Consider the following 26,972-nt stretch of genomic DNA (forward strand, 5'->3'; position numbering starts at 1 on the left):
AAGCTTTGAAATAAATTACACTTCTACAGGATGTTCTTTAGCAGCTAAATATCTTTCTGCATCGAGTGCTGCCATACAACCAGAACCTGCAGCCGTAACTGCCTGACGGTAATACATATCCTGAACATCGCCACAAGCAAAAACACCTTCCGCATTGGTTAAGGTAGAACCTGGTTTAGTAAGTAAATAACCAGTTTCATCCATATCAAGCTGACCTTTAAAAATATCGGTATTTGGTTTGTGCCCAATGGCTACGAAAAAGCCTTCAACAGCGATATCGGTTTCTTCACCAGTTTTGTTATTTAATACTTTGACTGCGGTAACATTTTTACCATTACCTAAAATTTCTTGCGTTTCGGTATTGTAATGAACTATAATATTTGGTGTTGCTAAAACACGTGCAACCATTGTTTTCGAAGCTCTGAATTCATCCCTACGAACCAACAAATGAACAGTTTTACACAATTTTGCTAAGTAAGTTGCCTCTTCAGCAGCAGTATCTCCAGCACCTACAATTGCAACATCTTGTCCTTTAAAAAAGAAACCATCGCAAACTGCACAGGCAGAAACACCGAAACCATTATATTGTTGTTCGCTTGGTAAGCCCAACCATTTTGCAGTTGCACCCGTAGCAATAATAACGGTATCTGCTGTTATGGTTTTAATTTCATCAACAACAACTTTGTGAGGCGTAGATGAAAAATCAACTGAACTTATATAACCGAAGCGAATATCTGTTCCAAAACGTTCTGCTTGCTTGCGGAAATCTTCCATCATTTCGGGCCCCATAATTCCTTGTGGATAACCTGGAAAATTTTCTACATCGGTGGTTTGAGTTAACTGACCACCAGCCTGCATACCAGTATACATAATTGGTTTTAAATCGGCTCTGGCTGCATAAATTGCTGCTGTGTAACCCGCAGGACCAGAACCTATAATTAAACACTGAACGTGTTCGTTTTCTTGTGACATTATAATATGTGTTTGAAATTCGTTTTGTAACGCAAATTTAATGCTTTAAATAATTGTTGGCAAGTGCACATTGTCAACATAGTTTACTTATTAACATCGGTTGATGGTTGCTTTATCATATGTTGTTTACCTGAAAAACTGATTTAATATCGATATGATTTACCAACATGAGTTCGATTCTAAAACTTAATATTTTGCTATTTTATCGACGTATTGCTCGTACGACACGTCTTGCTGAATTTATTTCAGCATCCTTCCTGCTGAAAAGACCCTGAAATAAATTCAGGGTGACGCTAACTAAAAAAAAGCAGCTTATTAATTATATGAAGGAAAATTAATAATCGAACTCGGTTTACTAGTGATCTATAATGGATTTACCACCTCAGACACCTTAGATTTACAAAATGCCTCAGGTGCCTCAGGTGGTTATTAATTTTTGAGATTATACCTACTTCAAGTTTCTCGTGTTATACAATTGATCAACCACCTAAGACACCTAAGCCTTTTTAGTGTATGTAAAATGTATCCTGAATGGTTATTATCCTATGTCTGTATAATACCAACATTAAATTTTCTTGTAATTGGCGATTGATTTGCAGCTTCAATACCCATTGAAATTACTTTTCGGGTTTCTAAAGGATCGATTATACCATCTACCCAAAGACGAGAAGCCGCATAGTATGGTGTTGTTTGGCTATTGTATCTATCTGTTATTTCCTTTAATAGTTCAGCTTCTTTCTCTGGTGTGATGACTTCTCCTTTCGCTTTCAGTGATGCTTCCTGGATTTGCAGTAAGGTTTTAGCTGCTTGCGAACCACCCATTACAGCAATTTTTGCCGATGGCCAGGCATAAATTAGTCTTGGATCGTAAGCTTTACCACACATTGCATAATTACCGGCTCCGTAAGAATTGCCAATAACGATTGTAAATTTAGGAACGACTGAATTGGCAACTGCATTCACCATTTTCGCACCATCTTTAATGATACCACCGTGTTCAGAGCGACTTCCAACCATAAAGCCAGTTACATCCTGTAAAAAAACAAGGGGAATTTTCTTTTGATTGCAATTCATAATAAAACGTGTTGCTTTATCGGCACTATCAGAATAAATTACGCCACCAAACTGCATTTCACCTTTTTTAGATTTTACCACCTTACGCTGATTGGCTACAATGCCAACTGCCCATCCATCTACCCTACCTAAACCACAAACAATGCTTTGTCCATAACCTTGTTTATATTCTTCAAATTCAGAATTATCAACCAATCGATGAATTATATCCAGAATTTCATAGGGTTTATCTCGGTTTTCGGGTAAGATGCCGTATAGTTCCTCTTCCTTTTCTTTAGGCTTAGCAGGTTTTATTCTATCAAACCCAGCGTTTTGAGGTGAACCTAACATGCTCATGATATTTCTGATGCTATCTAAACAAGCTTCATCATTAGGATGTTTATAATCTGTTACGCCAGATATTTCGCAATGGGTTGTTGCCCCACCCAGTGTTTCATTATCAACTTCTTCGCCAATAGCCGATTTTACCAGATAAGAACCGGCTAGAAATACTGAACCTGTTTTATCAACAATCATAGCTTCGTCACTCATGATTGGAAGATAAGCTCCACCAGCAACGCAAGCACCCATTATTGCCGATATCTGAACAATCCCGTCAGCCGACATCATTGCGTTATTGCGAAACATTCGGCCGAAATGTTCCTTATCAGGAAAAATTTCATCTTGCATTGGCAAATACACACCAGCACTATCTACCAAATAAATTACGGGCAATCGGTTTTCCATTGCAATTTCCTGTGCCCGAAGGTTTTTCTTTGCCGTCATAGGAAACCATGCACCGGCTTTAACTGTTGCATCATTTGCAACAATCATACACTGCCTGCCACTAACATATCCAATACCACACACTACACCAGCCGATGGACAGCCGCCTTGTTCGGCATACATGCCATCAGCCGTAAAGGCACCAATTTCAAGAAATTCAGTCTGTTTATCAATTAAATAAGCTATCCTTTCTCGAGCCAATAATTTGCCCTTTTCTTTTTGTTTAGCGGCATTTTTTTCGCCACCACCTAAAAATATTTTCTTGAGTTTTGTTTTAAGCTCATATACAAGTTGCTTATTTACATCCTCATTTTTGTTGAATTCGATATTCATGCTGGCAATTTATATTTTATTTTAGAAAAATCATCGTGACTGAAATGGTTTCGGGTCTGCATGTTTGTTTAACCGTAAAGTACCAAGAGAAATTTTAACCACAGAGGATACAAAAAAGAGATTTTGCACTAAATTCAAAACCTTTCCCTATCAACATTAGAACGGCTTGTTCTTAATTAAGCTTCTGATAAACTTTGTGCATCTCTGTTAAAGCTTGTTGTTCTCTTTGGTTAAATTCCAAATAATCTGCGAATCTGTGGCTAAATTAATCACCCAACTTTGCGTTCTTTGCGAAAAACTTAGCGTCCTTTGCGGTTAAATGAACAAATACCCAGATAATCTGCGAATCTGTGGCTAAAACCAATCACCCAACTTTGCGTTCTTTGCGAAAAACTTAGCCTCCTTTGCGGTTAAATAAACAGATATCCATTTAAAACAATATTTTTGAGCAAACACAGCTAAATGGAATTAACCGTAAACATCCCAGCATTATTATTTCCTGCCATTAGTTTGATAATGTTAGCTTATACCAATCGCTTTCTGGCTTTAGCAGCTTTGGTAAGAAGTTTAAAGGCAAAATATGAAGAGGGAGAAAAGAACGTTGGTTTACAAAATCAAATAAAAAATTTACGCTACCGATTAAGATTAATCAAAAATATGCAGGCCTTTGGTGTTCTAAGTTTTTGTGCTTGCCTTTTTTGTATGTTTTTTATTTATTTAAAGTGGAACCTAATTGCAGAAGTGTTATTCGCTATCAGTTTAATATTTTTCACCATATCTCTAATCATTTCTTTAATTGAGATTCAACTCAGCACCAAAGCATTAGAGTTAGAATTAAGTACTTTAGAAGAATTGGAAGACGAATCGATAAGTGGATTTATTAAAAAGAAATTTAAAAAAGATTGAGCAACCTTAGCTGTTCACTTTTAACACCAACATGCAAATATGCTAGATGAAAAGTTAAGTTGTTATGAAATGATATAAGAAAACAACCTCACCAGTAAAAGCCGGTTTCTTTTGTCCTTCAATTTCCATTTCTATACCCATGTGTACCTTGGTTACGCCACGTAAATTTACTATGGATGCAAGTTTAGCTTTTAATCTGATATTGCTGTTAACGATTACCGGTTGAGCAAACTTTAAGCTTTCAATCCCATAATTAATCTCCATTTTTAGATTTTGGATATCTACAATTTGTTTCCACAAAAATGGTATTAAGGATAACGTTAAATAGCCATGTGCAATGGTTGCTCCAAACGGACCTTCATTTTTGGCCATCTCCTCATCTGTATGGATCCACTGATAGTCCAAAGTTGCATCAGCAAATTTATTAATCTGTTCTTGTGTGATTGTGTGCCATGAAGATACGCCCAATTCTTTGCCAAGGTATTGTTCAAATTCTGCGTGGGATGAAATAATTTGCATTGAAATGTATTTTTTATCGCCTTGAGTATGGCGGTTTATAATTGGTTATTGTTTTTAATGTAATCTAAATCAAATTTCTTTCTTTAAACCAAACCTCATCGGGTACTGCAGAAAAGTTATCCATTTTGTTGATTAATATTTCTGCATCGGCTTCGTTAAATACCAAATCGCGATTTGCAGGTTTAAGGAATTTACTTTGCACCATCATTTCCATTTGGGCAAACAAAGGATCGTAAAAGCCACCCACATTTAAAACACCTATGGGTTTGTTGTGCAACCCAAGTTGTAACCAGGTAAGCACTTCAAAAAATTCTTCAAGCGTACCAAAACCACCAGGCAAAATAACGAAACCATCACTTAAATCGGCCATTTTTTGCTTACGCTGATGCATGTTTTCTGTAATAATCATTTCAGTAAGGGCTTTATGACCAACTTCTTTATCCATCAAAAATTGAGGAATTACGCCCGTAACCAAACCGCCATTATCCAAAACATCGTTGGCTAAAACACCCATCACTCCAACGCTACCTCCACCATAAACCAACCTAATTCCTTGCCTTACAAGTGTTTCTGCAAGTTGTTTTATTGCAGTACGCAGCTGCATATCGCCATTGAAGTTTGAGCCGCAGTACACACAAACTGATTTAAGCTTATTCATTTAAATAAAAATTTAGCGAAGTTAATATTTTATCGGCTTTTTGTAAATTTTATTCTGCACAAACCTGTTACACTTATTTATGTTATGGTTTTAAACCTTGTAGCGGTAGTTAATTTTGTAGTATATGATGTTTGCCTAAATTCAATATTTACTAAAATTTTATCTTTAATTAGCAAAGCAAAAGATATCGTACACAAAAAAGCGCCGAATAAATCGACGCCTTCTAACCAAATATAAATTGAAAAAAGAATTAAAAAGAAAATCTTAAAGTTGCACCATACGTTCTTGGGTCGCCTAACACACCAGCGTATAAGCCAGAATTACCTGCAGCTGCCTGCAATTGTTCATAATAATTTTTATTACCAATATTTCTACTCCAAACAAAAGCCGAGAATTTATCTGACCTGAACCCCAATCTTGCATTAAATAATGAATAGCCCTGAACGTTTAATACCGTACTTGGCGTTGCATTCGATGAATATTCCGAGCGGTAACTTGCATCGCCGGCAATAAAATATCGACCGGGCTTAGTAGCTAAATTTCCCGGAGTGCTAAACTCTGCGCCACCAGAAATGTTCCATTTTGAAATTCCCGGCAATCTACCGCCTGATGCATCTTTAAAAGCAACTTGAGTTGCAACACCATTTATTACTTGAGTAAATCCGGTTTCTTCTAGCGGTAATGGAGCATTTGTGAAAGATACATACTTACCATCAAGATATGCCAAGGCAGCATTTAATGTTAAAAATCTTTCTAATTGATATGTTCCATCAACTTCTAAACCTTTTACATTTACCTTTTCTGCGTTTGCCAAATAGCCTCTGTTTACCCCCAATTGTGGCGATTGTACATTGGTTTGGTAATCTTTAATATCTGTATTAAAAGCAGATACATTTAAAATTGCACCTTTGAATGGCCTTGTTTTTACACCAAGCTCATAATGCTCAACATATTCAGGTTTAACTACTGCTAGCGATAAATCTGCCTGGCCGGTTGAAGTTGTAGGCAACCCACCTACATTTACACCAACAGGTTTATAAGCAGTAGAAAATGTTCCATATGCGTTTAATTTAGGGCTCGGACGATATGACACTGTAATGTTTCCTGATAGGTTATTATTTTCTATGCTCGTATTAAACTGTTGATTGCTGTAAACTGCCGCTTTCAATCCCAATAAAGTTGCATCTGTAGTTTGTAAACCGCCATAAGTGGCTCTATCGTAATTCACATCCTTTTTATCATATGTAAATCTTAAACCAGGTAAAACGTGTAAATTTTTGAGCACTTCCCAATCTATCTGACCGAAAACCGCAGCACTCAACGATTTTATTGTCGAATTTGTTTTTATACCAAACCCATCCAATAAACCAGGAGTGGCATATAATGCTTGGCTACCTGTATTTGAAGTCTGCACAAATCTCCATTGGTCTTTTCCAACTTCTTCCGTTTGGTCTAAGCCTTGCAAATCCTGACTTAAAGCAAATAACCCAATTACACCGCTTATTTTTTCGGTAATGTTACCTGCATATCTAATTTCTTGAGAATATTGGTCGTGGCGAGAATTACCTTGTGATTTTGTAAGTGCAGCCAATTCCGAAAAATCACGATCATTTGTTGGATCCCAGTTCCAGAATCTCCAGGCCGTTGTTGACGTTAATGTTCCATTGCCAATTTTGTAATCGACATTTAAAGAGATACCCCCTATTGATTGATTATGTCTCCACGGGGTATTTGTATTTATCTCTCTCGAAAACGGATCTATTTTAGGTTGCTGATAGCCTAAATCGGAAATAATTCTGGCATACTGGCGGTAAGCACTACGTTGGGTAGTTGTAACACCAGCAATAACTAAAGGATAACCTGCCGGATGTTGAACGCTAACATCGCTACTTAACAATATTTGTAATCTATCTGAAGGGCTAAAATAAAGCTGACCTTTAAAGCCAAGATTATTCTGCCCGCTATATCTACGTTCCTCCCTTGTATTCCAAATGGTTCCATCTCTTTGCGTACCTGATAAAGAAATTTTTGCTGCTAGATTTTTTGCTAATCCGCCAGAAACTGATGCCTTCGCTTGAAGAAAATTATAATTTCCAACACTCATTTCTACTTTAGCCGAAGGCGTTTGAGTAGGTTTAGTAGTTGTGATGTTGAAGGCACCTGCAGTTGTATTTTTGCCAAATAATGTACCCTGGGGACCTCGGATAACTTCTATTCGTTCTATATCTAAAAAATCTGTTGATGTAGCAGCCGGACGAGCATGATAAACACCATCTACATAGAAACCCACGCCCGGGTCGATACCATCATTTGTTAATCCGAATGTAGAACCCAAACCTCTGATATTAAGTGTAGTATTTCTTGCATTGGATGCGTAAAGTTGTACAGAAGGAACCAATTCTTTCAGCCGATTAACATTAAATGCACCAGCATTCTCTGCAGCTTGTCCTCCAATCACCGTAATTGGAATCGGTACATCCTGCAATACCTCTGACCGTCTTCTTGAAGTAACAACAATTTCATCGAGCTGTGTATCTTCTACCAAAACCAATTCAAGTGGTGTATCCTGAAATTTTAAAATTTGAAAATCCTGAGGTTTGTAGCCTACAGAACTTATTCGAATGTAAAATGGTGGCTGTTGCTTTGCATCTATGGTAAAAACACCTGCTGTATCTGCAATTACGGCTACGTTCGTTCCTCTCACAGCAACTGTGGCGCCAGGTATAATAGCATTATTGGCTCCCTTTACTATACCTTTTATTGATGTTTGAGCATAAAGAATTCCGGTGGATAGTAGTATTGAAAAGATGATAAGTAAGCTTTTTTTCATAATTATGTAATATGGAGGATAAGGATTTGGAAAAAAATAAAATTCTGTATGTGTGTTTTGAATTGATAATTCTAAATATTAATATTATATAAAATCTATAGATTTAGTAGGCAAATATATTAAAAAAAAGTGTTTGCCAAATTTTATTTTGTGGAATTGAGATAAATTTTCATTTCAGAAAAACTTTTTCATAAAAAAAGCGGAGCCTCTAATTGAGATTCCGCTTTTCAAAATGCTTGATTATAAACTGAATTCGACTATTAATTTTCCTTCATATAATTAATAGGCTGCTTTTTATAGTTAACGTCACCCTGAATTTATTTCAGGGTCTTATTTGCAGGAAAGATGCTGAAATAAATTCAGCAAGACGTGTCTTAAAAGCAATACGGCTATAAAACAGGAAAATATTAGGTTTAATTGATCACAGGTTTACAGTAATTTCAATTTCTCTTATCTCGTATAATTTGGAGCTTCTTTCGTTATTGTGATATCGTGTGGGTGGCTTTCACGCATACCCGCTGCTGTAATCTGAACAAATTGAGCTTCTTGCAAAGCTTCGATGTTTGCAGCACCGCAGTAACCCATACTTGCTCTCAAGCCACCAATGTATTGATACATCACTTCTGCCAAAGTACCTTTAAATGGAACACGACCAACGATTCCTTCAGGAACTAGTTTTTTGATATCATCCTCAACATCCTGGAAATAACGATCTTTTGAACCTTGTTCCATTGCTTCGATTGAACCCATTCCGCGATACGATTTAAACTTACGACCTTCGTAAATAATGGTTTCACCTGGTGACTCTTCTACTCCGGCAAACAATGAACCAGCCATCACCGTACTAGCACCAGATGCAAGTGCTTTTGCGATATCGCCTGTGTGCTTAATACCTCCATCAGCAATAACCGGAACGCCAGTGCCTTTCAAAGCTTTTGCGCATTCATAAACTGCATATAACTGAGGAACCCCAACACCTGCAATAATTCTGGTGGTACAAATCGAACCAGGACCAATACCTACTTTAACCGCATCTGCACCTGCATCAGCCAAAAATTTTGCTGCAGCGCCAGTTGCAATATTACCAACAATAACCTGTAAATCAGGGTATTTTGCTTTTACTTCTTTAAGTTTATCTACAACACCTTTGGAATGACCATGGGCTGTGTCAATAGTGATAACATCAACACCTGCGTGTACCAAAGCATCAACTCTTTGCAGAGTATCTGCGGTTACACCAACCGCAGCACCAACGCGTAAACGGCCACGTTCATCTTTACAAGCTGCTGGATAATCTTTCACTTTTGAAATATCTTTGAAAGTGATTAAACCACTTAAATAGCCATCTTTACTAACAACAGGGAGTTTTTCTATCTTATAATTTTGAAGAATTTCTTCTGCCTGAACAAGTGTCGTCCCTTCTGGGGCAATGATTAAATTATCTTTGGTCATTACTTCCACAATCGGTCTTTTCATATCCTTTTGGAAACGCAAATCGCGATTGGTAATAATGCCGACCAATTTATTATCGCTGCTAACCACAGGAATACCGCCAATTTTATGCTCTTTCATGATTTTAAAAGCATCGGCTACAACAGCAGTTTCCAGTAAAGTAACAGGATCTTGAATCATTCCGCTTTCCGAACGCTTAACTTTTCGCACTTCTTCCGCTTGTCTTTCGATAGTCATGTTTTTATGCAACATGCCAATACCGCCATTTTGTGCAATAGCGATAGCAAGTTCAGCTTCTGTTACGGTATCCATGGCTGCAGAAATCAGTGGAACGTTAAGCTTGATTTTTTTTGTTAAGAAAGTGGCTGTATTTACATCGCGAGGCAGAATTTCTGAATATGCGGGTACTAAAAGTACATCGTCATAAGTTAAACCTGTAGCAATAAATTTTGTGGAGTCGAGTTGCATAGCAAATAAATTACGATTTATTATTTGCCAGGCAAAGATAAGGAAATAAGCTGGAAATAAAAGCTTAAAATATATTATAGATAAATATTAAGGTTTGTTGACAAAGCATTAATTAAAATTTAAACAATGTTTTCTGATTCTAAAATTTCCGAAATTTCTTTACTAGAGATAGAATCCCTTACACCTTTACTATAAATGTTGACTAAAAAAACAGTCTTTTCAACAATTTTTACAAATGAAATTATTCTAGCACCTCCACTTTTGCCTTTATTTTTTGATGAAATCGCAATTCGAATTTTATAGACATCATTACCCAAAGATGTTCCCTTAGTTGGATTTTCTTGAAGTTCTTTACCCAAATCACTTAGCTCATTGGATAAAGAGGGGTATTTTTTAATTAACTTTTTTGCTTCCTTTTTGAAGGTAGCCGTAAGAATGATATCATACTTCATTCAAAAAATCTTCTAAAGATGTACCACTCATCTTTCCTTTTTGAATGAAGCCTACTTCCTTAAAACCTTGCTTAAGATCTTCATATACCTGAGTATTTTTAGATTTTGCTATCTTTTTACTTAAATCTTTCTTGATTTCAAACTTAACATTAAAAGCCTTAACTACAGCTTTTAATGCCTCTATTTGGTCAGTAGTTGTAGGATGTGCTATAAAAATACTATCCGTTTGCATAATCGTTTATTCTTCTCTTGGCTTAATATACAAATTTACAATTACAATTAAATAATTAGTATCGAGGAAAACTATTTTATATCAACATTCATGATAAAACTCTCCCTATTTCTTCCCTACTACAACCTCGGTAAAGGTTTCAGTTGTTAAATACTTATTCGCTAAGACTTTTATTTCAGCAGTAGTGATGGTTTTAACTTTATTAATGTAGTTTTCATAGTAATTGTAATCTAGCCCTGAGAAGTAAATATTTTTAAACTTATCTGCGTGAGAGAATACATTTTCGAGGCTTCCAAGCATAGAACCTAGCATATAATTTCTCACTAAACCTAGTTCTTCTTCCTCAACCAATTCATTTTTCAACAGTTCAATTTCTTTATAAATTTCGGTTAATGCCGCAGAACAAACATCAGCACCAACTTCTGTAGCGATAAAGAAATAACCCGCATTTTTCATCGATACAATACCAGAGCCAATTCCGTAGGTATATCCTTTATCTTCACGAATGTTATTCATCAATCTAGAACCAAAATAGCCACCTAAAACACAGTTTAAAATTTGTAAACCAGCAAAATCTTCATGTCTACGATTAATAGCCAAACGACCGATACGAATGGCCGATTGTAATGATTCTGGTTTTTCTTTATATACTTCGTTCTTCTGAGATAAATCGAAATTAAATTGATTTTTAACTGAATTGCTTGCTAACCAGTTGTTTCCAAAATGTTCATTCAATAAAGAAAAGCTTTGTTCATTAAATTTACCTGCAACAACAATCGTACAATTATTTGGCGTGTAAGCAGCACCAAAATATTCCAACAAATCATCTCTTTTCACAGCATCGTAGTGCTTTAGTTGAATATCTACACCATAAGCCGTATTACCAAAGAGTGCATGTGAAAACTCTTTACGAGATAGTATATCATTCTTTTGAAGATTGACTTGCAGTTTTTGCTTTTGATTTTGAATGTAGATATCGAGCTCTTTTTGAGGAAACTGACTATTTGAAAGCACATCTTTAACAATTGGTAAAACCGATGCCAAGTGTTTATTCAGCGTGTAAAGTGTAACAGTAGAATGATCCTGACCATATTCTGTTTGAAAAAATGCTCCGTAAAAATCTATTTGCTCTGCTATTTCCTTTGCCGAAAGTTTATTCGTTCCATTATTCAGCATAGCATTAACTGCTATTGCCTGCAATGGTTTTTCAGCATTCCAATTTACATTATCAAAAAGAAATTCAATTCTTACTAAATCCTGCTCGCCAGAATATACAGTAAAAACGGGCACGCCATTATCTAAAATACTTTTCTGAGGCTGAATAAATTTTATGTTTGAAACCTGTTTAAAATCAGGCGCTTGCGTACGATTAAGCATTTTCTTCGGTTAAATAATATAATGTTGATGATGAATTTTTATCGAAAGTTTGATTCGATATTCTTTTGATATCTTCTGCCGCTACCTTTAAATATTGACTTGCTTCGTTATTTAAAATATCAGCATTTCCAAGCAGTTCGTAGTAAGCCAGATTCATAGCTTTATCCAACAAACTCATTTCAGAAAATACTAAAACAGATTCTACTTTGTTTTTTACTTTGGTTAATTCATTAGCATCAACCAATTCCGTTTTGATTTTTTCGAGTTCTGCCCAAATTGCTGCTTCTGCCCTTTCTATCGACACACCTTCAACAAGCTTTCCTTCAACAATAAATAACCCGGGATCTAAGCTACTCGATATGTATGCATTAATATCGCTAAACAGTTGTTGCTCTTTAAGTAAACTGTTGTGCAAGCGTGATGATTTGCCACCAGAAAGAATATCTGAAAGTAAATCATAAGCGTAATAATCATCGCTTAATCTACCTGGAGTTTTAAATGCAACATAAATAGCATTTAAGGGAACATTTGCTTTAACCGTTTCAAATCGTGCTTCGGTTTGCTTATCTTCCTGGGGTAAATTTCTATTGTATTTTTCTCCGGATGGAATTGGTTCAAACCATTTTTCGGCAAGCTTTTTAACATCTTCAGTTTTTACGTTTCCACCAACAACTAAAATTGCATTTTGAGGATTGTAATGCTTATTAAAGAAAGCTTTCACATCAGTCATTGTTGCATTTTCGATATGCGAAAGTTCTTTACCAATGGTTGCCCACCGATATGCATGTTTTTTATAGGCAAGCGGACGTAATTTTAACCAAATATCGCCATAAGGCTGATTTAGATATCGCTGCTTAAATTCCTCGCTAACAACGTTGATTTGTGTTTCTAAACTTTTTTCAGAAAAAGCTAGGTTAAGCATTCTATCACTCTCTAACCAAAACGCAGTTTCTATATTTTCTGCAGGTAATGTGATGTAATAATTGGTAATATCATTGCTGGTAAAGGCATTGTTTTCTCCACCAACGCGTTGCAAAGGTTCATCGTAATTTGGGATGTTAACAGAACCACCGAACATTAAATGCTCGAATAAGTGTGCAAAACCCGTTTTTTCTGGGTCCTCATCGCGAGCACCCACATCATATAAAATATTTAAAACTGCCATTGGCGTTGTAGCATCTTCATGCACCAAAACTTTTAAACCATTGGCTAGTGTAAAGCGATTAAAATCTACCATTATCAAATTTTAGGAGCGTAAAGATAGAATTTTTTTAGTTGTTTGGGGGGTTAGTTGATTGGGTGTTTACTTGGTTCGTTTTTTGGTGATTGGGTGTTTAGTTGTTAGTTGATTAGGTGTTTGGTTAGCGGTTGATATAGTAAAGTTTTTGGATACAATTAATCAATTAGATAGCAAATTATCTTACCAGAAAATAATTAGCCTACTAACAAACCAAAAAACCAATCAACTAATAACCCAAAAAACCAACTAACCTTGCTATTCTAACCAACCAAAAAACCAACCAACAAACAAACCAATTAGATTTGACATCTAACAAACCAAAAAACTAATCAACCAACAAACCATTGCTTATATTTGTACCTATGAATACAGCCGATTTACTGCAAAGGGCATTACATTTCGAATTTTTAACACAAGAAGAAGGTGTTTATTTATATCATAATGCCGATACCGCATCACTAATGTTTGTTGCCAACGAATTGAGAAAAATTCAGGTTCCAAGCGGTAAGGTAACTTGGCAAATTGATAGAAATGTAAATACAACGAACGTTTGTATTGCCAACTGTAAATTCTGTAACTTTTTCCGCAGGCCTGGTCACGACGAAAGTTATATTACCGATATCGAAACTTACAAAGTTAAAATTGAGGAAACTTTCCGTTTAGGTGGCGACCAATTACTTTTACAAGGCGGCCATCATCCAGATTTAGGCTTGGCTTTTTACGCTGATTTATTTAGAAAATTAAAAGAATTATATCCTGATTTAAAGCTACATGCTTTAGGTCCACCGGAGATTGCGCATGTTGCAAAATTAGAAGGTATAAGCCATACTGAAGTTTTAAAAGCATTAAAGGAAGCTGGTATGGATTCGTTACCTGGTGCAGGGGCTGAAATTTTGAACGACCGTGTTAGGCGTTTAATATCAAAAGGTAAATGTGGCGGACAAGAATGGCTGGATGTAATGAGGGCTTGCCATCAGTTGGATATTACTACATCTGCAACGATGATGTTTGGACATGTTGAAACCATCGAAGAACGTTTTGAACATTTGGTTTGGATTAGACAAGTACAGAGTGAAAAACCAGCTGATGCAAATGGCTTTTTAGCATTTATTCCATGGCCATTTCAGGATGATGGAACATTGCTGAAACGTTTGAGAGGCATTACCAATGACGTTACGGCTGATGAATACATCCGCATGATAGCGTTAAGCAGAATAATGTTGCCGAACATTAAAAACATACAAGCGAGTTGGTTAACCGTTGGTAAAGCAACAGCTCAATTGTGTTTACATGCTGGCGCTAACGATTTTGGTTCAATTATGATTGAAGAAAATGTAGTATCAGCTGCAGGTGCACCACACAGATTTACAGCTGCAGGCATTCAACAATCTATAAAAGCAGCAGGTTTTGAACCACAACTGCGTGGACAAAAATATAACTACAGAGATTTGCCAGAACATTTGGAAGAGCAGGTAATTACTTATTAAGATTGGAATTAAAGGAATGAGTGAATTTTGAATGAGTGATTTATTGAATGATTGGATGAGTGAATGAATGAATTATTGAATTGTTAAATGACTTTAAAATCTCCGATAACGCAAATATTAATCTCAAATAGCGAAAATCTCGTTTTATCTCACTTGCAAAACAAGCTTAGGTTTCTTGCAATTACCAAAGTAAACTAAACCCTTTTGAAGCGACATCCTTTTTAGCTTTTTCAGCTAAAAAGATACAGCGGAAAAAGGGATGGACACAAATTGAAAACCGGAGCTTGTTTTTCCAAAAAATCTAGAGCTGATTTTATTGAGTTTTATCTTGAAAGTCCTTTAATCTTAAAAATCCTGCCTAAAAAATTAAAGGGGAGAAAAATCTAAATTCTACCTTCAAGATATTATCTTGAAAATCCTTTAATCCTACAAATCCTGGCCAAAAATAAAGGTAAGTAAAACCTAAGTTCCACCTTAAGGATATTATCTTGACAATCCTTTAATCTTTCAAATCCTGGGCAAAAAAATAAAGGGAAGTAAAACCTAAATTCTACTTTAAGGATATTATTTTGAAAATCCTTTAATCTTTCAAATCCTGGCCAAAAAATAAAGGGAAGTAAAACCTAGGTTTTACCTTAAGGATATTATCTTGAAAATCATCCTTTAATCTTAAAAATCCTGGCCAAAAATAAAGGGAAGTAAAACCTAAGTTCCACCTTAAGGATATTATCTTGAAAGTCCTTTAATCTTAAAAATCCTAGCCAAAAATAAAGGGAAGTAAAACCTAAGTTCTACCTCCCTACCTTAAACTAAACATTACCTAATCAATAATGTAAAATTCTCATTTACGACAGTTTGAATCCTGTTCTAATAAATAAGTTTGCTATGTTTTTAACAGCAGCTCCTGTTAAGAATTCATCAAATGATTCTGCAGCAGCAGCTCTTGTAACACCTGTTGCAATACCAGTAACTTCAATTGTTGCTTGGATTGTGTTGTTTTCGCCAGCATAAACAGCATCTACAGCAGCAATACCAGTATCGTTTGAAACACCACCAGCACCTAAGCTAATCCATGGTTTTAAACCAACACCTAAAGCAGCAGCAGTCATTTGACGTAAGTGAGCAGCGTGACGAGCTTCAACTGAGTGAATTTGTAATGCAGTAGTTAATACAGGCATACCTTTTAATACCGGTGCTTGACCTTTGTAAGCTCTAACGCCCGTATCTTCGAAAGCTGTTGCAACTTTCAAGAAAGTTTGATAGTTAGTGAAAACATCAGCAAAACCACCACCAGCAGTAAAATCAAAATTGGCTTCAACTAAATTAATCGGAGTTGCATTTGCAGCTGTGATTGCTCCTTTTAACAAGTTAACGTGTGCTAATTCATGTGTACGAATGGTTGTAATTGCACCAGTTGCAGCACCAGCTGGAATTAAACCAGTTGATAACAATGCACGGTTGTAAAAATTATATTCTAAATGCTCTAATGCTAATGCGAAGTTTAAAACTTCTACAACATTTGCAGGGTTAGATTGACCATAAGCTTTCTGGAACATTGAACCTAATGCCAATGGTAATGCAGCTAATGAGATTTTTTTACCTGCGTTGAAAAAACTTTTCATTGCAGCTCTACGAGGATTTAACCTTTCATAGATCTCTCCATCAACTTTTTCAATTTCGTCTAATATATTTAAGATATTCATGATTTCTGATTTTAAAGATTAAAGGTTGGTAACGTTAATTTTGGTTTTAATAAATGGACCAGCTAATGCCAATACTTTATCAGGCGTTAAAGCACCATCTAAACCGTTTGAATCAGATGCGCCGAAAGCAGAAAGTGTTCCTAAATCTGCAAATGTACCATTAGAAATTTGGTCTCTTACATAAGCTGCGTGACGAGCCTCAACAGATACGATTTGACCTGCCAATACTAAATAAGTAGTATTTGTTAATCTTACACCTGCACCATTATAAGCTGCAACACCTAAATCTTCAAAGGTTTTTGCAGTTGCTAATACGCTACCCGCATCACTAAAATTGATGGATGAGAAGTTAACTTCTAAGCTACCAATAGCTGCAGTACCTAATGCTTTTTTAAAGAATTCTCTGTGTGCAATTTCGTGAAATTGAACATCTTGAAAATAAGCTTTTTGAGTTGCTGTAAAAGCTGCTGGTGGAGCAGATGCAACTTGAATGTAAAAAGCAGCCTCTAATTGCTCTAAAGCGTAAGCATAATTTAATACACCAAAATCATCTTTAAAATCTAAAGTTGCGCCCATGGTAGTATCTATATAACCACGATCTTTTTTACAACCTGCGGCAACTAATGCTAATCCGGCAGCACTTGCACCGGCAAACTGTAGAAAAGACCTGCGGCCTAAACTACCATTAAACAAACTTTCTTCCTGAAGTTCATCTTTTACTTTTAGTTCAGTGTTTTTCATAATTTTTTTTATGTCTAGGGGTTTTTATTCCTGTTTTGCTGATATATACGTGACAATTCTTTAGGCGGTTTTTTGATTTTGCATTTTTTTTTACAAGCTGTTTTTAATACATTCACAAACCTATTGCTATGAGTATATTAAAAGCTATTATTGTTGATGATGAAGAGTTTGCCCGATCATCTCTTTTTTTCCTGTTGCAACAAAATTGCCCGGCAATAGAAATTACTGGCATTGCCCGTTCTGTAGCCGAAGCGAAGGATATTTTAGCCCATCACCAAATTAATTTAATTTTTTTAGATATTGCTATGCCGGGCGGAAATGGTTTTGAATTGATACCCGATGCCCAGCAACATAATGCTGCAGTTATATTCACCACTGCGTTTGACCAGTATGCCTTAAAAGCAATAAAAGCCAATGCATTAGATTATCTTTTGAAACCTATAGATATTGATGAATTAAAAATTGCAGTTGATAAAGTTTTGGAATATACCCGGTTGCATCAAACTCTTGATAAAAAAGATGAAAGGATTACCAACCTGGCTACGAGCTTAAATAGCAAAACAGAAATAAGAAAATTAACGCTTCCGTATGGCCAAGGATTTAAGATGATTGATGTTGATGATATCATTTATATTGAAGCAGATAGCAATTATTCGGTTTTTCATTTAAGCAACCATGATAAAATAACGGTTTCAAAAGTTTTAAGAGAGTTTGAAGAACTACTGCCTTCAGAACAATTTGTGAGGATACATAAATCGAGTATCATAAATCTAAATCATCTAAAAGAATACAATTCTAAAAATGGCTTACAAGCATTGCTCAAAAATGGTGAAAGCATTAATGTATCAAGAAGAAGAGCCAGCGATTTTTTCGAAAAAATAAAACATTTTACAAAATCCAATGGTGAGCATAAGCAAAACTAACAAAGGATTTCTACCTGCAAGGAATTCCTGTAGCTTAAAAACTGTTTTTGGATGCATGGTCTTTGTGCTAATATCCCTGTTTAATCTTCCTCTTACTATAGCTCAAACAACCTATTTACCACATTATACTTCTAAAAACGGTTTACCAAGCAACAACTGTTTTTACATTCTACAAGATAAAAAAGGTTTCATTTGGATTGCTACCGATGCGGGCTTGAGTAGGTTTGATGGAACAAATTTTCAAAATTTCTCCATCGAAGATGGTTTGCCAGATACCCAAATTCTACAAATTAAAGAAGATAAGGAAGGAAGACTTTGGTTTTTAGCTTTAAACGGTCAGTTGAGTTATTTACAAGATGGTAAATTTTATAACCGAAATAACAGCAAGGTTTTAAAGGAATTGAACTCTAAAACCGTAATTGTTTCATTTTTAGAAGACAGTAAAGGCAGAATTTGGTTGGGTACAAACGCTAATCTTATCATTCAGTGGGATAAAAAATCGGTTAAAAAATTTATTTCATCAAAAATTAACAACCAGTTTACAAATGCATTTCTACACGAAGATGAGCTTGGAAATATTTATGCGTACAGCGATATAAGCACTCAAAAATTTGATGGTCAAAATTTTGTTCCAGCGAATAATATGGTGAACCCTTTATCCTACATGACAGCTTTCAACACCACTAATAGGTCATTATATTATTTAGATGAAGGCGGTTTGAAGCAATACCAAAATGGAGTTATAAAAAGCTTAATTAGAATTCCTGATAATTTGCTTAAAAATATGGCTGGCTATTTTTATTATGATGATAAAGATAAGGAAGTATGGCTGGCAAGCAATAATGGTGCTTTGGTCATGAATCAAAGTGGTAAAACAATAATGTATCTTCAAGGCACTGCCGTAAATCAATCTGTTAAAGATAACAGCAGTAACATGTGGTTCGCGACCAATCAAGGTATTTATATGCTGCCAAATACAAATTCCAGGTTATCAATTATCGATGCAGAATCTGGCCTAAGCAGCAATGTTATCAAAAGCATAACTAAAGATGCAGACAACCGACTTTGGCTTGGAACAGACGATGCAGTTATCGACATTTTAAATATAAAAAATTTCGAAATTGATGAAGTTGGTTTAGATGATTATAAGAAATACAAAACGGTTAAACAAATCACTTACGATGCAAAAAATAAATCCATCTACTTCTCTTCTGATTACGGTTTGGGAGTATTCAATAACATTTACAAAACTAAAAATGATGTCAAATACCTGAAAGAGGCAAACAACTCTATGTTTGTTATCAAGCATTTTAGTGTTGGCGAAAACAATAATCAACTAGCACTGGCACTCTCTTCAGGTGTCGTTTTTCTACCAAATCGAATTAATAATCTAGAATTTAATGCCTCAAAATACCGCGAAAAAGCAGACTTTTTTAAAAACCGGGCTTATCATGTTTTCTATGATAAAAACGGTGCATTGTGGTTTTCTAATGTAGATGGCTTATCAGAGCTTGTAAATGGCAAGCTTGTGCAACACTTTAAGAGAAATCAATTGCTAACAAAAAGAATAAATGACATACAACAATTACCAGATGGGACTTTAATTCTGGCTACGGATGGCTTTGGTTTATTATTCTACAAAAATGGCAAAATCACTAAGCAAATTACCCAGCAACAAGGTTTAACAAACGATATTTGCAATAGGCTATTTATTAAAAACAATGAGATTTGGGTTATTACCAATAAAGGCGTAAATAAAATTTCTGACTATGCAAATAAAGCTGATATTACCAATTTTGATTACGGTAAAGATTTATTAACAGAGGATGTAAATAACCTTTATATTGATGAAAGCACAGCCTATTTCGCAACAAATAAAGGGCTCATACTTTTTAAATATAACAATCAGAATGCAACTAAAAGCAAGCCAAAGGTTTATATAACCTCTATTATTAAAGATAAAGAACGTTTACCCATTAATAAAGATAATTTTGTTTTTGAAAGCGGTAATAACACCATACTTTTTACATTCGGTGCTGTAGATTTTACCACAAGCGATATTACTTATCGTTATCGTTTAAATGAAAATGCGCCTTGGGTAGAAACCAAAACTAGGCGTTTAGATTTCTCGGCGCTACAACCTGGTGATTATCTTTTTGAGGTTAGCGCAAAAAGTCAGAACAACGAATGGGGTCCATCGGCAAAGATTTCATTCACTATAAAAAAACATTTCTGGCAAACGTTTTGGTTCCTATCTATATTGATCGTTTTGGTAGGTTATGCTTTTTACAGATTAGCCGTTTACATTACCCGCCGGCAAAAAGATAAGGAGCAACAACAATTGCTCTTAAAAAATAAAATCTTAATGCTGGAGCAGCAAGCTTTACAAGCGATGATGAATCCTCATTTTGTTTTCAACGTTATGAATTCGATTCAGCATTACATAAATACACAAAATACAGCTTCGGCAAATAAAGTGTTAACAGGCTTTGCAAGGCTAATTAGAAAAAATCTGGAAATCTGTACCAAGAGTTACATCACGTTAGAAGAAGAATTAGATTACTTAAATCTTTACCTCAAATTAGAAAAAAACCGTTTTGGCAATAAACTTCAGTATAGTATAAATGTAGATGAAGAGATTGATAAGGATGATACATTAATCCCATCAATGTTATTACAACCTTATGTAGAAAACGCAATCTGGCATGGTATAATGCCAAAAGAAACCGGCGGGGAGATTCAAATAAATATAAATTTAGGCGATAACGACTACTTAAATATCGATATTATAGATGATGGCGTTGGCATAGAGAATTCTTTAAGAGGAAAAAAGGACAATCACATTAGCAAAGGCATGCAGCTTACACGCGAAAGATTAATCCTTTTAGGACAAATTGAAGCAAAACCTATACATCTAAACATACATCAAAACACCGAAAACGGTACAACAGTCTCTATTTCCGTACCATTAAAATAAAAATATACCGTTTACTCAATTATTGATACCACTTACTAAATATAAACTACTACAGGTTGTGTTTAGCCTTAAACTTGTGTTAGAAATAAACGATAGTGTTTATCAAAACGTTCTTATAGAATTGATATAGATATTAATAACCTAACCTAAAACTATATCTTAATTCAGGTTTCATTTGTGTGTTAAAAGCGGTCTTGTTTTTTAAAAACGAGACCGTTTTTTTTTAGTCAAAAATTTTACATTTGTTTATGCCGCAAATTAATCTAGTCAATCACATTGAAGCCTTAATTTTCTCATCCGTACAAAGTATAACTGTACAAGAAATTCTGTTAGCATTAAATGCAATATTTGAAGATAGTTGTAACGAAAATCAAATATTTGAAAGTTTAGCAGCAATTAAAGAAAAATACGCGTCAAATAACTTTGTTATAGAATTGGTAAATCTTAATAACGGTTATCAGTTTTTAACCAAAAAAGAATGCTACGAAACCGTAAATCAACTCCAGTTACACCGTTCTAAGAAAAAATTAAGCCAGGCTGCGATGGAAACCTTAGCCATTATTGCTTACCGCCAGCCGATAACAAAATTAGAAATTGAACAAATTAGAGGTGTCAACTCAGATTATTCTGTTCAAAGGCTTTTAGAGAAAGAATTAATTAGCATAGAAGGAAAAGCAGAAACACCTGGGAGACCAATTTTATACACCACAAGTGGATTATTTATGGATTATTTTGGCCTAAATAACCTATCACAGCTACCGCAGCTGAAAGATATTGCTAAAGAGGAAAATACTATTGGTGAAACTGCAGAATAAATAAATTTTAATTTGTTTATAGCCAGGTCGTTATTAAAAAAAGTTTTTTCGTATTTTTAAACTGTAAAAGCAATATTTATTTTTGTTGTATGAAAACTCCAAAGAAATCCCCGATAAAGCCGACTTCAAAAAAAGAAGTAGAAGATAATGATGATTTTGAAGATGATGCAGAATTAATACCTGCTAAAAAACCTCAAGATGAAGATGATGATTTCGACATTCCATTAGATGATTTGGAGAATTTCGACACTTTTGACGATGATGACGAAGATTATTAATTTTTAATATATATACATTTGAGAAGCATCCGCACCGTTTGGTAGGATGCTTTTTATTTTAAAAACTGCCATGCAAATTATACAGGTTAACAATACATCATTAAAAAACAATTTTTTAGAAGTACCAAAAATTCTTTACAAAAAAGACAAAAATTTTATTTGTCCGCTGGATACAGAAGTTGAGAATGTTTTCGACCCAAAAAAGAACAATTTCTTTAATCATGGCAAATGTACAAGATGGGTTTTGAAAGATGATTCAGGAAGTTTAATTGGACGTGTTGCTGCTTTTATAAATGAAAAAAAAGCATTTAACTATGAACAGCCAACCGGAGGCATGGGCTTTTTTGAATGTATTGATGATGAAAAAGCAGCTTTTTTATTGTTTGATACAGCAAAACTGTGGCTAACAGAAAATGGTATGAAAGCCATGGACGGACCGATTAATTTCGGCGAAAATGATAGTTTCTGGGGCTTATTGGTTGAAGGTTTCACGCCACCTTCTTTTGGTATGAACTATAACTTCCCTTATTATAAAAAACATTTTGATGCTTATGGTTTTGTGACCGAATACGAACAACTAACAAATCATATCAATTTAACCATTCCTTTCCCCGAGCGCTTTACAAAAATTGCCAATTGGGTAAGAAACAAACCAGGATACACTTTCGAATATTTCAGCAAAGCAAATTCTGAAAAATACATAGCTGATTTGATGGAAATTTATAATGACGGCTGGCAAGATTTTGAAAATTTCGTACCGATTAAGAAAGAAACTTTAGAAGAGAGTTTTAAAAGTATGGAACCGATTATGGATGAGCATTTAATTCAATTTGCTTATTTTAACGGTGAACCAGCATCATTTGTTGTACTTATTCCTGATGCAAACCAAATGATTAAAGGTTTTAATGGAAAACTCGGTTTATTAGAAAAGTTAAAGTTTGCATACAGGCGTTGGGTAGGTGTTACCCGTATGAGGGCGATTGTGATGGGTACAAAACCAAAATTTCAAAAACATGGTTTAGAATCTGTATTGTTTATAAGCCTAGGCGAATATGTACTACCAAAAAATCAGTATAAAGAATTGGAATTGAGTTGGGTTGGCGATTTTAATGAGCAAATGATTGCAATCCACAAAGCAACTGGCGCAACATTTGGCAAAAAGCATTTAACAATGAGGAAGGTTTTTTAGGAGCAAAGATAAAGGAACAAAGAGCAAGCGGAAAGGAACAAAGAGCAAGGGGAAAGGAACAAAGAGCAAGGATGAAAGAGCATTTTGCTTTTCACCTTTATTCTTTATTCCTTGTTCCTTATTCTTTATTCCTTATTCTTTATCAACGTTCTCAACGCAACTCAGATTCCCAATTTATCATAAAGCTCAATCACTTTTTTACGAAGTTTAGTTAATTCCTCATCTTTTTCTACCATTTCTTTTTTCAATATAGAAATTTCATCGGCTGAATTTTGAGATTCACCATCCCCAGAGATAAGGTGATGAACAGAAACTTTGAATGTTTTTGCAATTTGAAGTAAACGAGAAATATTTAAATCGGTTTGTCCGGTTTCAATTTTGCAAAAGGCTGGTGTAGAAATATTAATCATTTTGGCTGCTTCAGCCTGACTCAGGCCTAGCTCTATCCTACTCTGTTTGATATTCTCTCCAATACTTTTCATTTATTAGTTGATAACTGAGGAAAGTTTATCTCGATAATGCTCCAGCCAATTCAGGCAAATCAAAACCGGCATAATTACCAGAACTCATCATTAATAAATTTGCATTTTTATAATTTAGGCTAAGCAAATAAGCCTTTAATTTAGAAGCGTCATTAAAAAATTTTAGATTTTTGTTTGAGAAAGCTTCCTGCACATCCATTTCAGAAAACGGCTCCATCCTCTTTTGCTCAAATGATTTCAAATCAATAAAAACTATAGCATCATCGGCTTTATCCATCGAACCTCCATATTCCTTTAAGAAATCTTTATTCAAACTACTAAAAGTATGCAACTCTATGCAAGCGACCAATTTACGATTTGTAAATTGAGCTTTAACAGCTTCGATTGTGGCTTTTAATTTAGATGGTGAATGCGCAAAATCTTTATACACATTTGTCGATTCATCAGCAGAAATTACTTCTAAACGTTTTGCAGCACCAGTGAAAGATGAAATGGCTTTGTTAAATTCAGCCTCGTTAATTTTTAATTCTGCACAAACTAATTTAGCAGCATTAAGGTTCATTAAATTATGGTCGCCAAAAATCTTTAATTCTGTATGCTCAGGCTGCAAATAAGTGATTCCATTTTTAATAACATGCTCAGGAATTGAATATCCGATTTTGTTAATTTTAGCTGAGGATTTTTCTACAATATCATTTAAATCTGCATCCGCTTCGCAATAAATTAAGGTTCCACCTTCTTCAATCGTATCAATAAATTTATCAAACTGAGCGGTGTAATCTGCATATGTTGGGAATACGTTTATATGGTCCCATGCAATTCCGCTTATCACAGCAACATTTGCTTTGTAAAGATGAAATTTTGGGCGCCTATCAATTGGTGATGCTAAATATTCATCACCTTCGATAATCATGACTGGTGCTTCTTTAGTCACTTTAACCATAGTTTCAAAACCTGCAAGTTGCGCACCAACCAGGTAATCAAAATCACGATTGTAGTAATTCAGCACATGTAAAATCATGCTGGTAATTGTGGTTTTACCATGGCTACCACCAATAACAACTCGTAATTTATCTTTGCTTTGCTCGTAAATATATTCAGGATAGGAATATATTTTTACGCCCAATTCCTGTGCCTTTAATAATTCAGGGTTATCAATTCTGGCATGCATTCCTAAAATTACGGCATCTAAATCTGTAGAAATTCTACCTTCATTCCAACCCATTTCAGCCGGCAATAAGCCATATTTATCTAAACGAGATTTTGCCGGTTCAAATATCACATCGTCGGAACCTGAGATTTGATAACCTTTTTTATGAAGTGCAATGGCTAAATTGTGCATGGCACTGCCACCTATTGCTATAAAATGTATGCGCATATAAATAAATTTTGAATGAGTGAATTATTGAATGAGTGAATGTATGAATTAGCATTCTATCATCCGCCCATTCTATAATTCTATCATTTTTTTTTCAAACTGGGCCGCAACCCAATCTGCATTTTGCTTATGATCAATATATTTAATACCATATTTGGCGCATTCTGCAGTAATCATTCCTAAATCTGGGTCAAGGTAAAAGCCACTGAAGAATATTTTTCCATTTGGTTTTAAAACTTCTGCATATCTGCTAATCTGATCAAGCAAAATATTTCTATTGATGTTTGCTAGTATAATATCGTAAAGCTCATCAGGAATAACTTCCTTGCTGCCGCACAAAGCTGATAAATTTTCGACTTGATTTAGGTTTGCATTCTCTATTGTACTTTCATAGCAAATATCATCATAATCGATTGCCATTAAACTTTTTGCACCTAGTTTAGCGGCGAGTATGGCTAAAATTCCTGTACCACAACCCATGTCCAAAACAGATTTGCCTTTAACATCAGCAGCCAGAATGTACTGCATCATCATTGTGGTAGTTTGATGATGACCAGTTCCAAAAGCCATTTTCGGATCAATTATAATCTCGTAAGGATAGGAAGGCTGAGGTTGGTGAAAGGTAGCACGAACGTAGCAAATGTCATCAATAATTAGCGGACTAAAATTTTTCTCCCATTCGGCATTCCAATTTTCGTCAGCTACATCACTTAAGGTATAATCTGCCTTAAAATCCCCTTCATTATTTTTGAGTAGGCTTATTAAGCTTTGTTCATCAAAATTTTCTTTAATTACAAAAGCTGTAAAACCATTTTCACTATCTTCAAAAGTATCGAAGCCTAAATCTGCAAGGTCGCTAATAAGCAAATCTTGCTGATAGTCTTCAATAGCTTCAAATTTAAATATTGCTTTTATGTATTGCATTAGCTGTTTAAAGCTTTAATGATATCGGTAAAGTCGCGTGATTTTAATGATGCACCGCCAATTAAACCACCATCAATGTCTTTCTGTGCAAATAAACTTGCTGCATTTCCAGGATTACAACTTCCACCATACAAAATTGTGGTATCATCAGCTACATTAAAACCATAATTTGCTTCAATTTCGCTACGAATAAAAGCATGAATATCTTGCGCTTGTTCTGGTGATGCTGTCAAACCTGTACCAATAGCCCAAACTGGTTCGTAAGCGATAACAACTTTGCTAAAATCTTCTTCAGTTAAGCTAAAAATACCATTTACCAACTGTTTTTTTAGAACTTCGTAATAACTACCATTGTTACGTTCATCTAAAGTTTCACCAATACAAAAAATCGGTTTTAAGTTATTTGATAAAGCGATTTTTGTTTTTGCAGCTAATAATTCATCGCTTTCTGCCTGGTATTGTCTGCGTTCTGAGTGACCAAGAATCACATATTCTACCCCAACCGATTTAATCATTTTTGCAGAAATCTCGCCAGTATATGCACCACTTTCTTTATCGTGAATATTTTGTGCGCCAATAGCAACATCAGCACCGCCAAGTTTAGCAAGACTGTTTAAGTGAATGAATGGAGCACAAATAATGGCAATTTGGTCGCCTTTACGTTCATCCTTAACCATGTTAACGATTTCACTAAATAACGAAACACCTTCGTTATAATCTAAATTCATTTTCCAGTTTCCTGCAACTATTTTTTTTCTCATTGTTTATTATTTATTTAAGGTTGGAATGTTATAGAA

Annotated in this window: 23 protein-coding genes; 7 read left to right on the forward strand and 16 right to left on the reverse strand. The window is 35.0% G+C overall.

Features of this window, described 5'->3' with window-relative positions; genetic code table 11:
- Positions 1 to 15 precede the first annotated feature (15 nt).
- Both trxB and D7004_RS00830 read right to left on the reverse strand, forming a co-directional pair.
- Positions 16 to 972 carry a thioredoxin-disulfide reductase gene (gene trxB / locus D7004_RS00825; protein ID WP_123203977.1) on the reverse strand — a complete coding sequence of 319 codons (957 nt, stop codon included), beginning with the start codon at positions 970 to 972 and terminating at the stop codon, positions 16 to 18.
- Positions 973 to 1,515: 543 nt separating this feature from the next.
- Positions 1,516 to 3,144: an acyl-CoA carboxylase subunit beta gene (locus tag D7004_RS00830; RefSeq protein ID WP_123203978.1), complete on the reverse strand. Its 1,629-nt coding sequence runs from the start codon at positions 3,142 to 3,144 to the stop codon at positions 1,516 to 1,518.
- 462 nt (positions 3,145 to 3,606) lie between these two features.
- On the opposite strand from D7004_RS00830, the gene D7004_RS00835 reads away from it, so the two are divergent.
- The gene (locus D7004_RS00835; protein WP_123203979.1) at positions 3,607 to 4,050 is read left to right on the forward strand and encodes a DUF2721 domain-containing protein; all 444 of its coding nucleotides are present in this window, start codon (positions 3,607 to 3,609) and stop codon (positions 4,048 to 4,050) included.
- 54 nt (positions 4,051 to 4,104) lie between these two features.
- Here D7004_RS00835 and D7004_RS00840 read toward each other — a convergent pair whose 3' ends face one another.
- The 8 genes from D7004_RS00840 to D7004_RS00875 all read right to left on the reverse strand — a co-directional run bounded on the left by D7004_RS00840 (position 4,105) and on the right by D7004_RS00875 (position 13,275).
- A complete protein-coding gene (locus D7004_RS00840) occupies positions 4,105 to 4,569 on the reverse strand; it encodes a MaoC family dehydratase (protein WP_123203980.1) in 465 nt (154 codons plus the stop codon).
- A 64-nt stretch (positions 4,570 to 4,633) separates the two neighbouring features.
- Entirely contained in the window at positions 4,634 to 5,227 is a 594-nt protein-coding gene (locus tag D7004_RS00845) for an LOG family protein (RefSeq protein ID WP_123203981.1), read from the reverse strand.
- A 250-nt stretch (positions 5,228 to 5,477) separates the two neighbouring features.
- Positions 5,478 to 8,057, reverse strand: coding sequence for a TonB-dependent receptor (locus D7004_RS00850; protein WP_123203982.1), 2,580 nt, complete (start codon positions 8,055 to 8,057; stop codon positions 5,478 to 5,480).
- A gap of 450 nt (positions 8,058 to 8,507) precedes the next feature.
- The gene (guaB, locus tag D7004_RS00855) at positions 8,508 to 9,977 is read right to left on the reverse strand and encodes an IMP dehydrogenase (protein ID WP_123203983.1); all 1,470 of its coding nucleotides are present in this window, start codon (positions 9,975 to 9,977) and stop codon (positions 8,508 to 8,510) included.
- Positions 9,978 to 10,096: 119 nt separating this feature from the next.
- Positions 10,097 to 10,429: a type II toxin-antitoxin system RelE/ParE family toxin gene (locus D7004_RS00860; RefSeq protein WP_123203984.1), complete on the reverse strand. Its 333-nt coding sequence runs from the start codon at positions 10,427 to 10,429 to the stop codon at positions 10,097 to 10,099.
- The gene (locus tag D7004_RS00865) at positions 10,419 to 10,661 is read right to left on the reverse strand and encodes a hypothetical protein (protein ID WP_123203985.1); all 243 of its coding nucleotides are present in this window, start codon (positions 10,659 to 10,661) and stop codon (positions 10,419 to 10,421) included. Before D7004_RS00865 ends, D7004_RS00860 begins: the two co-directional genes overlap by 11 nt.
- Before the next feature lie 105 nt (positions 10,662 to 10,766).
- A complete protein-coding gene (locus D7004_RS00870; RefSeq protein ID WP_123203986.1) occupies positions 10,767 to 12,038 on the reverse strand; it encodes a M16 family metallopeptidase in 1,272 nt (423 codons plus the stop codon).
- The gene (locus D7004_RS00875; protein ID WP_123203987.1) at positions 12,031 to 13,275 is read right to left on the reverse strand and encodes a M16 family metallopeptidase; all 1,245 of its coding nucleotides are present in this window, start codon (positions 13,273 to 13,275) and stop codon (positions 12,031 to 12,033) included. Before D7004_RS00875 ends, D7004_RS00870 begins: the two co-directional genes overlap by 8 nt.
- A gap of 365 nt (positions 13,276 to 13,640) precedes the next feature.
- Here D7004_RS00875 and mqnC point away from each other — a divergent pair, with 365 nt between their 5' ends.
- Positions 13,641 to 14,765, forward strand: a complete 1,125-nt coding sequence (gene mqnC, locus D7004_RS00880) for a cyclic dehypoxanthinyl futalosine synthase (protein WP_123203988.1) — start codon at positions 13,641 to 13,643, stop codon at positions 14,763 to 14,765.
- A gap of 845 nt (positions 14,766 to 15,610) precedes the next feature.
- Here mqnC and D7004_RS00885 read toward each other — a convergent pair.
- On the reverse strand, positions 15,611 to 16,468 hold the full coding sequence (locus D7004_RS00885; RefSeq protein ID WP_123203989.1) for a ferritin-like domain-containing protein: 858 nt from the start codon (positions 16,466 to 16,468) through the stop codon (positions 15,611 to 15,613).
- An 18-nt stretch (positions 16,469 to 16,486) separates the two neighbouring features.
- A complete protein-coding gene (locus D7004_RS00890; protein ID WP_123203990.1) occupies positions 16,487 to 17,209 on the reverse strand; it encodes a ferritin-like domain-containing protein in 723 nt (240 codons plus the stop codon).
- Positions 17,210 to 17,337: 128 nt separating this feature from the next.
- Here D7004_RS00890 and D7004_RS00895 point away from each other — a divergent pair, with 128 nt between their 5' ends.
- The 5 genes from D7004_RS00895 to D7004_RS00915 all read left to right on the forward strand — a co-directional run bounded on the left by D7004_RS00895 (position 17,338) and on the right by D7004_RS00915 (position 23,391).
- Positions 17,338 to 18,132 carry a LytR/AlgR family response regulator transcription factor gene (locus tag D7004_RS00895; RefSeq protein ID WP_123203991.1) on the forward strand — a complete coding sequence of 265 codons (795 nt, stop codon included), beginning with the start codon at positions 17,338 to 17,340 and terminating at the stop codon, positions 18,130 to 18,132.
- Positions 18,110 to 21,109 (forward strand): sensor histidine kinase, encoded by a 3,000-nt coding sequence (locus tag D7004_RS00900; protein ID WP_123203992.1) that lies wholly within the window; start codon positions 18,110 to 18,112, stop codon positions 21,107 to 21,109. Before D7004_RS00895 ends, D7004_RS00900 begins: the two co-directional genes overlap by 23 nt.
- Before the next feature lie 248 nt (positions 21,110 to 21,357).
- The gene (gene scpB, locus D7004_RS00905) at positions 21,358 to 21,924 is read left to right on the forward strand and encodes an SMC-Scp complex subunit ScpB (protein ID WP_123203993.1); all 567 of its coding nucleotides are present in this window, start codon (positions 21,358 to 21,360) and stop codon (positions 21,922 to 21,924) included.
- 89 nt (positions 21,925 to 22,013) lie between these two features.
- A complete protein-coding gene (locus tag D7004_RS00910; RefSeq protein ID WP_123203994.1) occupies positions 22,014 to 22,202 on the forward strand; it encodes a hypothetical protein in 189 nt (62 codons plus the stop codon).
- A gap of 70 nt (positions 22,203 to 22,272) precedes the next feature.
- A complete protein-coding gene (locus tag D7004_RS00915) occupies positions 22,273 to 23,391 on the forward strand; it encodes a GNAT family N-acetyltransferase (protein ID WP_123204196.1) in 1,119 nt (372 codons plus the stop codon).
- 161 nt (positions 23,392 to 23,552) lie between these two features.
- Here D7004_RS00915 and D7004_RS00920 read toward each other — a convergent pair whose 3' ends face one another.
- The 4 genes from D7004_RS00920 to tpiA form a co-directional block, all read right to left on the reverse strand.
- Entirely contained in the window at positions 23,553 to 23,873 is a 321-nt protein-coding gene (locus D7004_RS00920; protein WP_123203995.1) for a helix-turn-helix domain-containing protein, read from the reverse strand.
- Between the two features lie 25 nt (positions 23,874 to 23,898).
- The gene (locus D7004_RS00925; RefSeq protein WP_123203996.1) at positions 23,899 to 25,251 is read right to left on the reverse strand and encodes a UDP-N-acetylmuramate--L-alanine ligase; all 1,353 of its coding nucleotides are present in this window, start codon (positions 25,249 to 25,251) and stop codon (positions 23,899 to 23,901) included.
- A 72-nt stretch (positions 25,252 to 25,323) separates the two neighbouring features.
- Positions 25,324 to 26,175: a 50S ribosomal protein L11 methyltransferase gene (gene prmA, locus D7004_RS00930; RefSeq protein WP_123203997.1), complete on the reverse strand. Its 852-nt coding sequence runs from the start codon at positions 26,173 to 26,175 to the stop codon at positions 25,324 to 25,326.
- A complete protein-coding gene (gene tpiA / locus D7004_RS00935) occupies positions 26,175 to 26,936 on the reverse strand; it encodes a triose-phosphate isomerase (protein ID WP_123203998.1) in 762 nt (253 codons plus the stop codon). Before tpiA ends, prmA begins: the two co-directional genes overlap by 1 nt.
- Positions 26,937 to 26,972: the final 36 nt, after the last annotated feature.

This window comes from Pedobacter jejuensis, from assembly GCF_003725795.1.
GTDB lineage: Bacteria > Bacteroidota > Bacteroidia > Sphingobacteriales > Sphingobacteriaceae > Pedobacter > Pedobacter jejuensis.

Coding starts and splice junctions, on each gene's coding strand:
- trxB (WP_123203977.1), bottom strand. CDS start 972: ATGTCACAAGAAAACGAACACGTTCAGTGTTTAATTATAGGTTCTGGT.
- D7004_RS00830 (WP_123203978.1), bottom strand. CDS start 3,144: ATGAATATCGAATTCAACAAAAATGAGGATGTAAATAAGCAACTTGTA.
- D7004_RS00835 (WP_123203979.1), top strand. CDS start 3,607: ATGGAATTAACCGTAAACATCCCAGCATTATTATTTCCTGCCATTAGT.
- D7004_RS00840 (WP_123203980.1), bottom strand. CDS start 4,569: ATGCAAATTATTTCATCCCACGCAGAATTTGAACAATACCTTGGCAAA.
- D7004_RS00845 (WP_123203981.1), bottom strand. CDS start 5,227: ATGAATAAGCTTAAATCAGTTTGTGTGTACTGCGGCTCAAACTTCAAT.
- D7004_RS00850 (WP_123203982.1), bottom strand. CDS start 8,057: ATGAAAAAAAGCTTACTTATCATCTTTTCAATACTACTATCCACCGGA.
- guaB (WP_123203983.1), bottom strand. CDS start 9,977: ATGCAACTCGACTCCACAAAATTTATTGCTACAGGTTTAACTTATGAC.
- D7004_RS00860 (WP_123203984.1), bottom strand. CDS start 10,429: ATGAAGTATGATATCATTCTTACGGCTACCTTCAAAAAGGAAGCAAAA.
- D7004_RS00865 (WP_123203985.1), bottom strand. CDS start 10,661: ATGCAAACGGATAGTATTTTTATAGCACATCCTACAACTACTGACCAA.
- D7004_RS00870 (WP_123203986.1), bottom strand. CDS start 12,038: ATGCTTAATCGTACGCAAGCGCCTGATTTTAAACAGGTTTCAAACATA.
- D7004_RS00875 (WP_123203987.1), bottom strand. CDS start 13,275: ATGGTAGATTTTAATCGCTTTACACTAGCCAATGGTTTAAAAGTTTTG.
- mqnC (WP_123203988.1), top strand. CDS start 13,641: ATGAATACAGCCGATTTACTGCAAAGGGCATTACATTTCGAATTTTTA.
- D7004_RS00885 (WP_123203989.1), bottom strand. CDS start 16,468: ATGAATATCTTAAATATATTAGACGAAATTGAAAAAGTTGATGGAGAG.
- D7004_RS00890 (WP_123203990.1), bottom strand. CDS start 17,209: ATGAAAAACACTGAACTAAAAGTAAAAGATGAACTTCAGGAAGAAAGT.
- D7004_RS00895 (WP_123203991.1), top strand. CDS start 17,338: ATGAGTATATTAAAAGCTATTATTGTTGATGATGAAGAGTTTGCCCGA.
- D7004_RS00900 (WP_123203992.1), top strand. CDS start 18,110: ATGGTGAGCATAAGCAAAACTAACAAAGGATTTCTACCTGCAAGGAAT.
- scpB (WP_123203993.1), top strand. CDS start 21,358: ATGCCGCAAATTAATCTAGTCAATCACATTGAAGCCTTAATTTTCTCA.
- D7004_RS00910 (WP_123203994.1), top strand. CDS start 22,014: ATGAAAACTCCAAAGAAATCCCCGATAAAGCCGACTTCAAAAAAAGAA.
- D7004_RS00915 (WP_123204196.1), top strand. CDS start 22,273: ATGCAAATTATACAGGTTAACAATACATCATTAAAAAACAATTTTTTA.
- D7004_RS00920 (WP_123203995.1), bottom strand. CDS start 23,873: ATGAAAAGTATTGGAGAGAATATCAAACAGAGTAGGATAGAGCTAGGC.
- D7004_RS00925 (WP_123203996.1), bottom strand. CDS start 25,251: ATGCGCATACATTTTATAGCAATAGGTGGCAGTGCCATGCACAATTTA.
- prmA (WP_123203997.1), bottom strand. CDS start 26,175: ATGCAATACATAAAAGCAATATTTAAATTTGAAGCTATTGAAGACTAT.
- tpiA (WP_123203998.1), bottom strand. CDS start 26,936: ATGAGAAAAAAAATAGTTGCAGGAAACTGGAAAATGAATTTAGATTAT.